This window comes from Streptomyces sp. NPDC002133, from assembly GCF_040296405.1.
Classification (GTDB): Bacteria; Actinomycetota; Actinomycetes; order Streptomycetales; family Streptomycetaceae; genus Streptomyces.
In genome coordinates this window covers 25440-38893 of sequence record NZ_JBEOXF010000025.1, presented here as the reverse complement: position 1 = coordinate 38893, position 13454 = coordinate 25440, and the positions used below count along the sequence as shown (strand labels likewise).

10 protein-coding genes are annotated in these 13454 nt (G+C 69.7%); 5 read left to right on the top strand and 5 right to left on the bottom strand.

The window, feature by feature from the left end:
- Positions 1-2: 2 nt before the first annotated feature.
- From cydD to hisC, 4 genes are all read right to left on the bottom strand, one after another.
- Positions 3-3572 (bottom strand): thiol reductant ABC exporter subunit CydD, encoded by a 3570-nt coding sequence (gene cydD / locus ABT078_RS23035; protein ID WP_351230622.1) that lies wholly within the window; start codon positions 3570-3572, stop codon positions 3-5.
- A 96-nt stretch (positions 3573-3668) separates the two neighbouring features.
- Positions 3669-4670, bottom strand: a complete 1002-nt coding sequence (cydB, locus tag ABT078_RS23030; RefSeq protein WP_351230620.1) for a cytochrome d ubiquinol oxidase subunit II — start codon at positions 4668-4670, stop codon at positions 3669-3671.
- A 23-nt stretch (positions 4671-4693) separates the two neighbouring features.
- Positions 4694-6199: a cytochrome ubiquinol oxidase subunit I gene (locus ABT078_RS23025; RefSeq protein WP_351230618.1), complete on the bottom strand. Its 1506-nt coding sequence runs from the start codon at positions 6197-6199 to the stop codon at positions 4694-4696.
- A gap of 568 nt (positions 6200-6767) precedes the next feature.
- Positions 6768-7853 carry a histidinol-phosphate transaminase gene (hisC, locus tag ABT078_RS23020; RefSeq protein ID WP_351230616.1) on the bottom strand — a complete coding sequence of 362 codons (1086 nt, stop codon included), beginning with the start codon at positions 7851-7853 and terminating at the stop codon, positions 6768-6770.
- 372 nt (positions 7854-8225) lie between these two features.
- On the opposite strand from hisC, the gene ABT078_RS23015 reads away from it, so the two are divergent.
- From ABT078_RS23015 to ABT078_RS42745, 4 genes are all read left to right on the top strand, one after another.
- Complete coding sequence (locus tag ABT078_RS23015; protein WP_351230614.1) at positions 8226-9338, top strand: LacI family DNA-binding transcriptional regulator; 1113 nt, start codon at positions 8226-8228, stop codon at positions 9336-9338.
- Positions 9339-9496: 158 nt separating this feature from the next.
- Positions 9497-10606 carry a metallophosphoesterase gene (locus tag ABT078_RS23010; protein ID WP_502981278.1) on the top strand — a complete coding sequence of 370 codons (1110 nt, stop codon included), beginning with the start codon at positions 9497-9499 and terminating at the stop codon, positions 10604-10606.
- A 147-nt stretch (positions 10607-10753) separates the two neighbouring features.
- Entirely contained in the window at positions 10754-11584 is an 831-nt protein-coding gene (locus ABT078_RS23005) for a hypothetical protein (RefSeq protein WP_351230610.1), read from the top strand.
- Positions 11581-12090, top strand: a complete 510-nt coding sequence (locus ABT078_RS42745; RefSeq protein WP_502981281.1) for a DinB family protein — start codon at positions 11581-11583, stop codon at positions 12088-12090. Before ABT078_RS23005 ends, ABT078_RS42745 begins: the two co-directional genes overlap by 4 nt.
- Before the next feature lie 95 nt (positions 12091-12185).
- On the opposite strand, the gene ABT078_RS22995 is transcribed toward ABT078_RS42745, so the two are convergent.
- Positions 12186-12542: a DUF805 domain-containing protein gene (locus ABT078_RS22995; protein WP_351230608.1), complete on the bottom strand. Its 357-nt coding sequence runs from the start codon at positions 12540-12542 to the stop codon at positions 12186-12188.
- A 414-nt stretch (positions 12543-12956) separates the two neighbouring features.
- Here ABT078_RS22995 and ABT078_RS22990 point away from each other — a divergent pair, with 414 nt between their 5' ends.
- On the top strand, positions 12957-13436 hold the full coding sequence (locus ABT078_RS22990) for a hypothetical protein (RefSeq protein ID WP_351230606.1): 480 nt from the start codon (positions 12957-12959) through the stop codon (positions 13434-13436).
- Positions 13437-13454 lie beyond the last annotated feature (18 nt).

Genomic DNA, 13454 nt, shown 5'->3' with positions numbered 1-13454 from the left:
CCCTATTTGGCATGAAAAGTCGGTTCCCGGAGCCGGCTCTCCAGCAGGTCACCGGCGCGTTCGCGCTCCAGCGTCTGGCGCAGCGGCCCCTCCGTCTCGGCCAGACGCGCGTACGGGCCGCGCTGTACGGGCCGGCCGTCGTCCAGGACGATCACCTCGTCCACCGCGTCGAGACCTCGCAGCCGGTGGGTGATCAGCAGCGTCGTACGTCCCTGTGTCGCCGCAAGCAGATCCGCGGTGAGCGCGTCCGCCGTGGCGAGGTCGAGGTGCTCGGCCGGTTCGTCGAGGAGGAGCACGGGGAAGTCGGCGAGGAGCGCGCGGGCGAGGGCGAGGCGCTGGCGCTGACCGCCGGAGAGCTGGGCGCCGTGCTCGCCGACGAGAGTGTCCAGGCCGTCGGGAAGGCTGTCGGCCCACTCCAGCAGCCGGGCACCGGCGAGAGCCGCGCGCAGTTCCTCCTCGGAGGCTTCGGTACGGGCGAGTCGGAGGTTCTCACGGATGGTGCTGTCGAAGATGTGGGCGTCCTGGGCGCAGAGCCCGACGAACCGCCGGACCGTGTCCCCGTCCAGCGTGGCCGCGTCCGTTCCGCCGAGGGTGTACGTGCCTTCCCGTGCGTCCAGGAAGCGCAGCAGCACGTGGGCGAGGGTGGTCTTCCCGGAGCCGGAGGCGCCGACGACCGCGATCCGCCTGCCTGCGGTCAGACTCAGGTCGAAGCCGGTGAGGGCGTCGCGCTCCTGGCCCGCGTGCCGGGCCGCGAGTCCGCGGACCTCCAGCGGGAACGGCGACTCGGGTGCGGCTGCCGGCTCGAGGGGCTCGTGCACCGGCGCCGGGGCGTCGAGCACCTCGAAGACCCGCTCGGCACTCCGCTTGACCCGCTGGCGGTACTGCACGGCGAGCGGAAGCCCGGTGACCGCCTCGAACGCGGCGAGCGGGGTCAGTACGACCACGGCGAGCTCGACGCCCTCGATCCGGCCCGCGTGCACGGCCATGACGCCCGCGTACGCGGCGAACGCGACAGTGAGCCCGCAGGCCACTGCGGAGAGTCCGCCGCCCAGCGCGGTGGCGGAGGCGGCACGCGAGGCGATCCGGGTGAGGGTGCGGTCGGCCTCCCGTACCGCGGCGATCCGGCCCTTCAGCGCCCCGGCGACGGTCAGCTCGGCCGTACCGCGGAGCAGATCGACGACCCGTGTCGCCAGCACGCCGCGCGCGGGCGCGAGCCTGCGCTCGGCCCGCCGTGCACAGGCCCCGCTGACCATCGGCACGGCCACCCCGGCGACGAGCAGCCCCACGGCCAGCACGGCACCGGCCTCCGGGAGCAGCCACGCCGTGAACCCGACGGCCCCGGCCCCGACCACGACCGCGACGCCCGCGGGCAGCAGCCACCGCAGCCAGTAGTCCTGCAGAGCGTCGACGTCGGCGACGAGCCGCGACAGCAGATCGCCGCGCCGAGCCCGGCGCAGCCCGGCAGGCGCGATCCGCTCCAGCCGCCGGTAGACCCCGACCCGCAGATCGGCCAGCATCGACAGCACGGCGTCGTGCGACACCAGCCGCTCCGCGTAGCGGAACACGGCCCGCCCGATCCCGAACGCCCGCGTCGCCGTCACCGCCACCATCAGGTACAGCACGGGCGGCTGCTCCGACGCCCGAGAGATGAGCCATCCGGACACGGCCATGAGGCCCACGGCCGACCCGAGCGCCAGACTCCCGAGCACCAGGGCCAGAACGAGCTGCCCCCGCAGCCCTCCGGCCATCCCCCGCGCCCGGGCCAGCACCCCGCCCCGCTGCGCCTGTGGCGGCGTCTCGGCCCCTGCGGCCTCGCGGCCGTCGGGGCGTACAGCCTCAGCCGCGGTCGGCCCATCGGCGAGACCCTCCCCCGCAGGCGCAGGAGAAGGATGCGGGAGCGCGGAGGTGGCGAGGGCGCCTACCGCCCCGGCACCCGTCGCGCTCGCGGGGCGGAGCTCCACCACCCGGTCCGCGAGATCCAGCAGTGCGGGCCTGTGGACGACCAACAGCACCGTCCGCCCGTCCGCCAGCCGCCGGACCGCCTCCACGATCCCTGCCTCGGTCTCGCCGTCCAGCGCGGCCGTCGGCTCGTCGAGGAGCAGCAGCGGCCGGTCGGCGAGGAAGGCGCGGGCCAGCGCGAGCCGTTGCCGCTGCCCCGCCGACAGCCCTGCGCCGTCCTCGCCGAGGACGGTCTCCACCCCCTGCGGCAGCGCGGCCACGAAGCCGTACGCACCCGCGTCCCGCAGCGCCGCGTTGACCTCGGCGTCGTCTGCGCCCGGCCGCGCGAGCCGCACATTCTCGGCAATCGTTCCCGCGAAGAGGTACGGCCGCTGCGGCACCCACGCGATCGATTCCCGCCAGCGCTCCAGGTCCAGAGTCGCAAGGTCCGCGCCGCCCACCCGCACCCGGCCCTCGTCGGGCGGAACGAACCCGAGCACCACGTCCAGCAGCGTCGACTTCCCGACCCCGCTCGGCCCCACCAGGGCCACCAACTCGCCGGGCTCCACGACCAGCGACGCCGAATCCAGTGACGGCTCGCTCCGCCCCGCACGGCGGACCGTCACCCCAGAGAGCTCCAGTCCCACGGAGTCCGGCGCTCCCGTACCCCCACCAGGGACAGGGCTCTCCAGCACCGCGAAGATCTCCTCCGCCGCCGAGAGCCCCTCCGCCGCCGCGTGGTACTGCGCCCCGACCTGACGGAGCGGCAGATAGGCCTCCGGCGCGAGGATCAGCACCACCAGCCCGGTGTAGAGGTCGAGCTCGCCGTGGACGAGCCGCATACCGATACCCACGGCCACCAGCGCCACCGACAGCGTCGACAGCAACTCCAGCGCGAACGACGACAGAAACGCGATCCGAAGCGTCTTCAGCGTCGCCCGCCGGTAGTCGGTGGTGATCCTCCGGATCGACTCGGCCTGCGCCTTCGCCCGCCCGAACACCTTCAGCGTCGGCAGCCCTGCGACCACGTCCAGGAAGTGCCCGGACAGCCGCGACAGCAGCTTCCACTGACGATTCATCCGGGCTTCCGTGGCCCAGCCGATCAGCACCATGAAGATCGGAATGAGCGGCAGGGTCACGACGATGACCGCCGCCGACACCCAGTCCTCGGTGACGATCCGTGCCAGCACCGCCACCGGAACCACCACGGCGAGCCCCAGTTGCGGCAGATACCGCGCGAAGTAGTCGTCGAGAGCGTCCACTCCACGCGTGGCCAGCGCGACGAGCGACCCGGTGCGCTGACCGCTCAGCCATCCCGGCCCGAGGGCCGCCGCCCGCTCCAGCAGCCGCATCCGCAGCTCGCTCTTCACCGCCGCACTCGCCCGGTGCGCCGCCAACTCGGTCAGCCATGAGACGAGCCCTCGCCCCATCGCAACCACGGCCAGCAGCGCGAGCGGAGTCCACAGCCCGGAGGCGTCCTGCCCGCGTTGGAACGCCCCCACCACCGCTTCGGCGATCAGCATCGCCTGGGCGACGACCAGCGCCGCCCCGGCAAGGCCGAGGACCACCACGGCCGCCATGAAGAAGCGGGTGGCCCTGGCGTACCGGAGCAGACGCGGGTCGACGGGTTTCACGTGAAACATCCCCTACTTCATGACGGCAGGTCGGCGGACACGGAGAGCGGGCGTGGAGAAAGGGCTCGGAGCGCGAGCACAGCGAACCCGGAGAACTCAGTGCGGATCAGCGATGTGCTGCGTCCCGATCCGCTTCCGGAACACCCAGTACGTCCATCCCTGGTACAGCAGCACCAGGGGCGTCGCGACCCCCGCACACCACGTCATGATCTTCAATGTGTACGGACTCGACGAGGCGTTGGTCACCGTCAGGCTCCACTCCTCATTGAGCGACGACGGCATGACGTTCGGGAAGAGCGTCAGGAAGAGCATCGCGACAGCGGCCGCGATCGTCACCCCTGACAGCGCGAACGACCACCCCTCACGCCCCATCTGATTCGCACCGATGGCGCCGACCAGTGCCACCACCGCGATGATCATGGCGACCAGGCTGGTCCCGTCGCCCTTGTCCACCTGGGTCCAGCTCAGGAAGCCGAGCGCCAGCACGGCCGTGATCAGCCCCAGGGTCAGCGCCAGTTTCCGCGCCCGCTCGCGGATGTCCCCGACCGTCTTCAGCGCGGCAAACACCGTCCCGTGGAAGGTGAACAGGAACAGTGTCACCAGTCCGCCGAGAATCGCGTACGGATTCAGCAGATCGCCGAAGGTGCCGACATACTCCTTCTCCGCGTCGATCTTCACGCCGTGCACGATGTTCCCGAAGGCCACACCCCACAGCACGGCCGGCACCAGCGAGGTCCAGAAGATCGCCGCCTCCCAGTTGCGCTGCCAGCTCTCCTCCGGCCGCTTCGCGCGGTACTCGAAAGCCACGCCACGCACGATCAGACACACCAGGATGAGCAGCAGCGGCAGATAGAAGCCCGAGAAGAGCGTGGCGTACCACTCGGGGAAGGCGGCGAACGTCGCCCCGCCCGCCGAGAGAAGCCACACCTCGTTCCCGTCCCAGACGGGACCGATCGTGTTGATGAGGACGCGCTTCTCGACCCGGTTGCGGGCGAGCAGCTTCGTCAGAATGCCGACCCCGAAGTCGAAGCCCTCGAGGAAGAAGTAGCCGGTCCACAGGACGGCGATGATCACGAACCAGACGTCGTGGAGTTCCATGCCTCAGCTCCCAGTCCTCGGTCTCAGTAGGAGAAGGCCATAGGCCGGTCGGCGTCACGGTCGTCGCCGCCGATCCTGGTGGGCGGATTGAGGTCGGACTCGGTGAGCTCGGGAGGCCCGGCCTTGACGTACTTCACGAGCAGCTTGACCTCGATCACGGCGAGCACCGCGTAGAGCGCCGTGAAGACGATCATCGAGGTGAGCACCTCGGCCTGGGAGACACCGGGGGAGACCGCGTCACGGGTGCGGAGCACGCCGTACACGACCCAGGGCTGCCGCCCCATCTCGGTGAAGATCCAGCCCCAGGAGCTCGCGATCAGCGGGAAGCCGAGCGTCCAGATCGCGGTCAGCCAGTACAGCTTGGTGAGCTTCGGGCCGAGCGGCTTCCTGAAGAGCACCACATGCGGCACCTCGTCCTCACCGACCCGCAGCGCCGACGGCAGCAGGAACTTCTTGCGCGTCAGCCAGAGTCCGGCCAGACCGATGGCGAAGGACGTCATGCCGAAGCCGATCATCCAGCGGAAGCCCCAGTACGCCACAGCGATGTTGGGCCGGTAGTCGCCGGGCCCGTACTTCTCCTGCAAGGCGTCGTTGGTGTCGTTGATCCCGGGCACGTGCGACGTGAAGTCGCTGTGAGCCAGGAAGGACAGCAGGCCGGGTATCTCGATCGCGACCTTGTTGTGCCCCTTGTCCACGTCCCCGTAGGCGAAGACGGAGAACGGCGCCGGCTGCTCGCCCTCCCAGAGCGCCTCGGCGGCGGCCATCTTCATCGGCTGCTGCTCGTACATGACCTTGCCGAGGGAGTCACCGCTGACGGCGGTCAGCAGACCCGCGACGGCCACGGTGACCAGCCCCAGCCGCAGCGAGCTCTTCATCACCGGGACGTGCTTCTTGCGCACGAGGTGGAAGGCCGCGATGCCGGCCATGAAGGCGCCGCCCACGAGGAAGGCCGCGGACAGGGTGTGGAAGACCTGGGTGAGCGTGGTGTTCTGGGTCAGCACGATCCAGAAGTCGGTGAGCTCGGCCCGGCCGTTCTCCTTGTTGATCCGGTAGCCGACCGGGTGCTGCATCCAGGAGTTGGCCGCCAGGATGAAGTACGCGGAGAGGATGGTGCCGATGGAGACCATCCAGATGCAGGCGAGATGGATCCTCTTCGGGAGCTTGTCCCAGCCGAAGATCCAGAGGCCGATGAAGGTGGACTCGAAGAAGAAGGCGATCAGCGCCTCGAAGGCGAGCGGGGCCCCGAACACGTCGCCGACGAAACGCGAGTAGTCCGACCAGTTCATACCGAACTGGAACTCCTGCACGATGCCGGTGACCACGCCCATCGCGATGTTGATCAGGAAGAGCTTGCCCCAGAACTTGGTGGCCTTGAGGTACTTCTCGTTCTCCGTACGGACCCACGCCGTCTGCAGTCCCGCCGTGAGCGCGGCCAGCGAGATGGTCAGGGGGACGAAGAGGAAGTGGTAGACGGTGGTGATGCCGAACTGCCAGCGCGCCAGGGTCTCTGGCGCCAGAGCTAGGTCCACGTCGTCTCTCCTTTACGTCGGCGTGGTCACATCGGCCTGGTACATCGTGTGCGTCCCGGCAGTTTGCCCCGTACGCCCATCACATTCCTGGAGATTCGGGACCCGCTTGTGAACGCGTTCACATTCACAAGCATTATGACTCATACGAAACCCACACCGGCGCGCGGGGGGCCTCTCCCGGCCGTCGACCCGTCACCCCTCCTGACTTCTTCAACACATTGTTGAACTTGGGGAGTGAGAATCCGCATCTCCCGGCCCCGCCGGACAGCTCACAGCGCCCCTCGGGGAAACGGCCGAGGCGCTCGCGAGGGCTCTCCCGATCTCGTCCACCCCGCACACCTGAGGCGAAGAGCCCCGCCACGAGCCCGTACAACATCCTGGGCCAGATCGACAGCGACCCGGGCGTGCCGGCGACGGTGCGGCCCGGGCCGCCCGATCCGCATCGACCTGATCCCCGTCGACCACGCGAACGACCACAAATGAGAGTCCCCGCGGGCAAGGCCGCGGGGACACAGCACACCTGGCAGGAGGGCTCCCGGAATGCGCACACACCCCGGGAGAGCGCCGACTACAGCTCCTTGCGGAACGCCTCCGCCGTGTTCAGGAACACGTCGTTCGCCTCGCACTCGCCGATCGTGACCCGCACGCCCTCGCCCGCGAACGGCCGCACGACGACCCCGGCCCGCTCGCACGCCGCCGCGAAGTCGGCCGTACGCTCGCCCAGCCGCAGCCAGACGAAGTTCGCCTGGGTCGGCGGCACGGTCCAGCCCTGCTTCACCAGCCCGTCGTACACCCGCGTCCGCTCGGCCACCAGCGAACCGACCCGCCCGAGCAGCTCGTCCTCGGCCTGCAGCGACGCGACCGCCGCGTCCTGGGCGAGCTGGCTCACGCCGAAGGGCACGGCCGTCTTGCGCAGCGCCGCCGCCACCGGCTCATGGGCGATGGCGAAGCCGACCCGCAGGCCGGCCAGGCCGTAGGCCTTGGAGAAGGTCCGGAGCACGGCGACGTTCGGCCGCTCCCGGTAGATCTCGATGCCGTCGGGGACGTCGGTGTCCCGGATGAACTCGCGGTACGCCTCGTCCAGCACCACCAGCACATCGGAGGGCACGCGGTCGAGGAACCGTTCCAGCTCGGCGCGGTGCACCACCGTGCCGGTGGGATTGTTCGGGTTGCAGACGAAGATCAGCCGGGTCCGGTCCGTGACGGCCTCCGCCATCGCGTCCAGATCGTGCACATCGCCCGAGGTCAGCGGCACCGGAACCGGCGTGGCTCCGCTGATCTGCGTGATGATCGGGTACGCCTCGAAGGACCGCCAGGCGTAGATGACCTCGTCGCCCGGGCCCGACGTGGCCTGGAGCAACTGCTGGGCGACGCCCACCGAGCCGGTACCGGTCGCCAGATGCGAGACGGGCACCCCGAACCGGTCGGAGAGCTCGTTCATCAGTCCGGTGCAGGCCATGTCCGGGTAGCGGTTGAAGCCAGCCGCCGCGGCGATCACGGTCTCCATCACCCCGGGCAGGGGCGGATACGGGTTCTCGTTGGAGGACAGCTTGAAGGCGGTCGGCCCCTCGTCACCGGCCGCGGCAGGCTTGCCCGGCTTGTAGGTGGGAATGCCGTCCAGCTCGGCGCGCAGCTTCGGGCTCGTCTCGCTCACCGCAGGTCCTCCTAGACCGTCGTACAGGCTCACCAATACTGCTCACCTTATGAGGATTCCCGCCCGCTGCGAATGGGCGGCGGCAGATACGGAGAACCGATCCCGGAACAGGGGGAGCGCTCCCCCGCCACGCGTGCGCCGGTGGCTCACTCCGTGGCGCGCATCGCCCGTACTAGTGAGTTGAGACCTCTTCGAGACCTCGGACCCTCGGCAGGTCTATGCCGGTCGACAACCGTGAGAAGAGTGCCGGACGGCCCAACTCCCTTTATTTCTAAGGCAATTAGCCAGTACAGGCCATGCAGAAACGTGCCTGTCAACGCCTGCATATGCGACCGGCCCAACCGCCCGACATCGCCCTACTATCGGCTCGCCATGACAGCAGCAGGGAAGCACCAGGTAAGCCGGACGGAAACAACCCGCCGGGGCAACCGGCAAGGTCGGGCGGGCATCCGGGACGTGGCCGCCGCTGCCGGTGTCTCCATCACGACCGTCTCCGACGCCCTCAACGGCAAGGGCAGACTGCCCGACGCCACGCGCCGCCACGTCCGCGAGGTGGCGGACCGGCTGGGCTACCGACCGTCGGCCGCGGCCCGGACACTCCGTACGGGCAAGTCGGGACTCATCGGCCTGACCGTGACCACGTACGGGGATGAACCTTTCACCTTCACCGAATTCGCGTACTTCGCGGAGATGGCGAGAGCCGCGACCTCCGCCGCGCTCGCCCGCGGCTACGCCCTCGTCATCCTCCCCGCCACCTCACGCCACGACGTCTGGTCGAACGTCGCCCTCGACGGCACCGTCGTCATCGACCCCTCCGACCACGACCCGGTCGTCACCGAGCTGGTCCGTCAGGGCCTGCCCGTCGTCTCCGACGGACGCCCCGCCGGCAGCCTCCCGGTGACCGCCTGGGTCGACAACGACCACGAAGCCGCCGTACTCGAGCTGCTCGACCATCTCGCCGACGCCGGCGCCCGCCGGATCGGCCTGCTCACCGGCACCTCCACCGACACCTACACCCGGCTCTCGACCACCGCGTACCTGAGCTGGTGCGAGCGGGTCGGCCAGGACCCGGTCTACGAGGCCTACCCCGCGCACGACCCGCGCGCGGGAGCCGTCGCCGCCGACCGGCTGCTCGCCCGCCCCGACCGCCCCGACGCCGTCTACGGACTCTTCGACCCCAACGGCACGGACCTGCTCGCCGCGGCCCGGCGGTACGGACTGCGCATCCCCGACGATCTCCTGCTGGTCTGCTGCAGCGAGTCCACGCTGTACGCCAACACCGATCCGCCCGTCACCACCCTCTCGCTCAAGCCCCGGAGGATCGGCACCGCCGTCGTGCAGCTGCTGATCGACGCGATCGAGGGCGTCGACGGAGGCCGGCCGATCGAGCAGGTGATACCGACGGAACTCATCGTCCGTGCGTCCTCACAGCGCCGCCCCCCGCGGACAACGGTGAGCCACCCCCGGTCCCCCTCCCAGGACTAGACCAACCCAATTGGGGTGAAACGGTCGGCGAACCGGGGGTGTACCCGGATTCAGCACCCCTGGTGCATCACAGAGCACGATCCGCATTCCTATGATGGGCGCACGACACCGCGGGCCTCCCGGACCAGGCCGGTCCGACGGTGTGCGGCGGCGCGACGGTGGTGGAGGGGTCGATGACACAGGGGGCCGGTCAGGGACCCGTGGTGCGGACGGCGACGTTGCGTGACTTCCGCGTGCCCCCGTACGCACAGGTCCCTGTGCAGTCGCAGGCGCCGTCGCACGAGCACGTGCTCGACCACCCCGGCAACGCCTTCCCGGAGGACGAGCCGCCGGAGGGCTACACCCCCACCGAGCGCGACCTGCCGGTGATCAACCGCCGAGGGGACACCGTCCAGGTGACCGTCGCGCCGGACGAGACACAGGCCGCCGTCCCGGACGGCCTCGGGCCGCTCTATGTCGTCGGCGACGTCCACGGATATCTCGACGAGCTCGTCGCCGCGCTCTCCGAGAAGGGCCTGATCGACGCCGAGGGCCACTGGTCGGCGGGCAACACCCGGCTCTGGTTCCTCGGCGACTTCACCGACCGCGGCCCCGACGGCATCGGAGTCATCGACCTCGTCATGCGGCTCTCCGCGGAGGCCGCGGCCGCGGGTGGCTACTGCAAGGCCCTGATGGGCAATCACGAACTCCTGCTCATCGGTGCGAAGCGCTTCGGCGACACGCCCGTCAACTCCGGCGCCGGGACCGCCACCTTCCAGGCCGCCTGGCTTCTCAACGGCGGCCAGAAGAACGACATGGACCGCCTCCAGGACGTCCACCTCCAGTGGATGGCCCGGCTGGACGCGGTGGTCGAGGAGGACGGGCATCTGCTGATGCACTCCGACACGACCGCCTACCTCGAGTACGGCACCACGATCGAGGACGTCAACGACAACGTCCACGAGATCCTGAACCGCAACGACGCCGACGAGTGCTGGGACCTCTTCCGCAAATTCACCAAACGCTTCGCCTTCCGCGACGACGAAGGACCGCAGGCCGTGCGCGAGCTGCTCGCCGCGTACGGCGGACAGCGCGTCGTCCACGGCCACAGCCCGATTCCCTATCTGCTCGGCGAGGTCGGCACCGAGGACGCGGCGGACGGCGAAGGGGGCTCGCGCCCGGTGGTCGAAGGCCCGCATGTGTACGCGGACGGACTCGCCATCGCGATGGACGGCGGAGTGACCATGGCCGGAAAGCTGCTGGTGGTGCAGCTCCCTCTGCATGGCTGAGCCAATCCGGGGAAGGCGATTTCCGGAAACCCCCTGTCACCCCGTGCCGTAACCGCTCTACCATCGGCTTATCCGTAGCAGGCTCTCCTCCGTTTCTGCCCAACTGCCCACCCACGCGGGCAATCCGGCCCTACGGAGCATCGGGGGATGCACATGAACAGCGCTCCGCACCTGCTGACCGAGGACCGCGCCGAATACGAGCGCCTCCTCGACGACGTGCTGCGCAACGCACACGACCGTCCGGATCTCGACGCCGTCGGAAAGCGGCTCAACGCCGAACAGCTACGCACGATGGCGCTCAACGCCACCGCACTGATAACCAGCGCCGCGTCCGCGGAGTACGAGCACTTCGTGAAGGTCCGCGACGAAATGCGCTCGCCGTCCACAACGCCCGTCCGGAGCTCGGTGCTGGGCCCCGCGCTCGGTGAAGCGGCCGAGCCGGGCGCCGGGGCCGGCTTCGGTGCCGTGCTGACCGTCCTGGCGCCGGTCCTTGCGGGCACCGCCGCGGTGATCTTCCTTCTCGTGGGCTATGTCCTGAAGGCGCTCAGCCCGGAGCCCTCTTTCGCGGAGACCCTGCTGACGGCCGGCTGGTTCTTCGGGGCACTCGCTGCGGCGGGCCTCCTGGCCGCCGCCATCGGACTGCTGATCACGGCTCTGCGGAACAGCGCGACCGAGGTGCCCGCCGAGGAGGCGGGGGGCGAACTGCCCGACGAGGTGGCACGTGCCAGGGAGGCCTGGAGGCACGCCCTGCTGGAGCGTGGAATCATCCCGTTCCTGCGCGCCGCCCTCGCCGACCCCAGCGCCGACCCGGCATCGCCCGCTTCACCGCGCCGGGTGAACCGGATCCCGAAGGTCGGCTACAGCGGGCCCGACTTCTCCAGCCCGAACGAGGGATCGTCGGAGAACTCCCGTCCGGCGTTCACGAGCCCGGACTTCACCAGCCCGGACTTCGGCCCTCCGGAGCACCGGCCCGAATAGCCGGAACCCGAGTAGGCGGACCCGGGGTCGCTCCTTCCGGAAATGGAGCACGGCCTCGAAGTGACTGTGCCAGGGTGCGGCTCGGCAGATCGGATCCCCCGGCCCCTAGGCCTTACACCTCACCACAGGAGCGCCGAATGACGGCGCCACCGCGCCTGATCCCTTTTGCTCGAGCAGTTCGATTTTGCCCGCAGGCACCTCGCGGACCGCATGACGGGCCCGCTCATTCGCGCGGACCACACACCCTGACCCGGGACGACCATCGTGTCAGAGGGGACGCCGCGGGAGCCGTCGCACTCTTCGACGCGGGCGCCACGGCATGGCGGGAAGCCCTGCTCGGCGCGGACGATGCGGCGCTCGACACGGTGGGCCACAGTACGTGCCCCTATGGCAGCGTCCCGGAGGACCCGTTCATCGAGACCGTCTGGTGGGTGAATCAGGAACTCCTGCACCACGGAGCCGAGATCGCGTTGCTACGGGACCTGTACCGCGCGCGGCAGTACTGAGGGCACCGCCGGGGCGGCCCGCCGGGCACGGCAAAGGCCGGGGCAGCTCCGACGGCTGCACCCGGCCCATGACCCGATCCTGACGGATCGTCGACTCACGCCGCGGCGGGAGCGAGCTTCGGGTTCACGCCGTACTGGTTCTCCTCCGGCTTGCTGTCGGACGCCAGGAAGACGAGCAGGATGATGCCGCCGACCAGGGGAACGAAGGAGATGAGCAGCCACCAGCCCGAGCGGCCGGTGTCGTGCAGCCGGCGCACCGCGGCGGCGAGAGACGGAATCAGCGTCGCGAGCATGTAGATCGCGTAGGGGATCTGCGACTCGATGGCGACGCCTATGCCGGCCAGCACCGCGGCGAAGATGATGTTGAAGAGTACGAACATCCAGTACTCCTTGCGGCGTGCACGACCGCCGAATCCGGCGTAGTTCTTGAGCACAGCCAGGTACCAGCTCACTTCGGTTCCTTTCATTCCCTTTGTCAGGGACGCATTGATTTTCGGCCAAGCAAGGCGGAACGTAAGGCACACATAAAGACCCGGTCAAGCGCTGCCTGACAGCTGGGAGAACGTTCATCGTCCTGCCACTCAACCGTGTCCGTTCCGAGGCCGAAGGACTCGTGCGATCACGACAGGAAAGGGACGCCTCATCACAAACCAGCCGTCGGCCGCCACTTGGGCAACCCGCGACAAGGCGCAGCCGTGGAAGAGGGCATGATGGCGCGGCCGGGCGGGAACAGCCCGGTCCGCAGCCGGCAAGGGTGGCGGATGCACGGTACCGAGGGACCCCGGAGATTTCCCCACCGGACGTGGCCACCCCCGCCCCGGAAGCCGAACCACCGCCTGGTCGCCGCCGTCGGCATCCTCGTGGCGTTGGGCGCGGGACTGGCCGCGCTGCCGGCACTCGCCCTCGCCCTCGCCGCCCCTGTGGCGCTGGTCGTCCTGGTGGGCCTCAGCCGCATCACGGTCCCCGTACCGGACGGTGATCCGCTCGTTCTGGCGCGGAGCGACATCGTGGGCACCTGGCAGGACGAGCAGGGTGGCCGACTCGTCCTCGCCGCAGACGGAACCTTCGCCGCCGCGGACGTGTGCGGCGACTACTCCGACGCCGCCACCGGGGCCGGCGCCGGATTCGACCTGGCCTCGGTCAAGACCGGTACGGGCACCTGGGAGAGTACCGAGTCGGATTTCCCCGGTGAGAACACCACGGAAGTCCGCGCCGAGTTCGGCCCCGGTGACGTGTGGACCCAGTACGAGGCGAGGGGCTCGGCCGCAGTCCCCGTGCTGTGGACCTACATCGGCGATCCCGACGCCGGAGAGCTCTGCGTCCTGAAGAAGGGCACCACCCGATGAGCGGTGGAGGCCAGGACG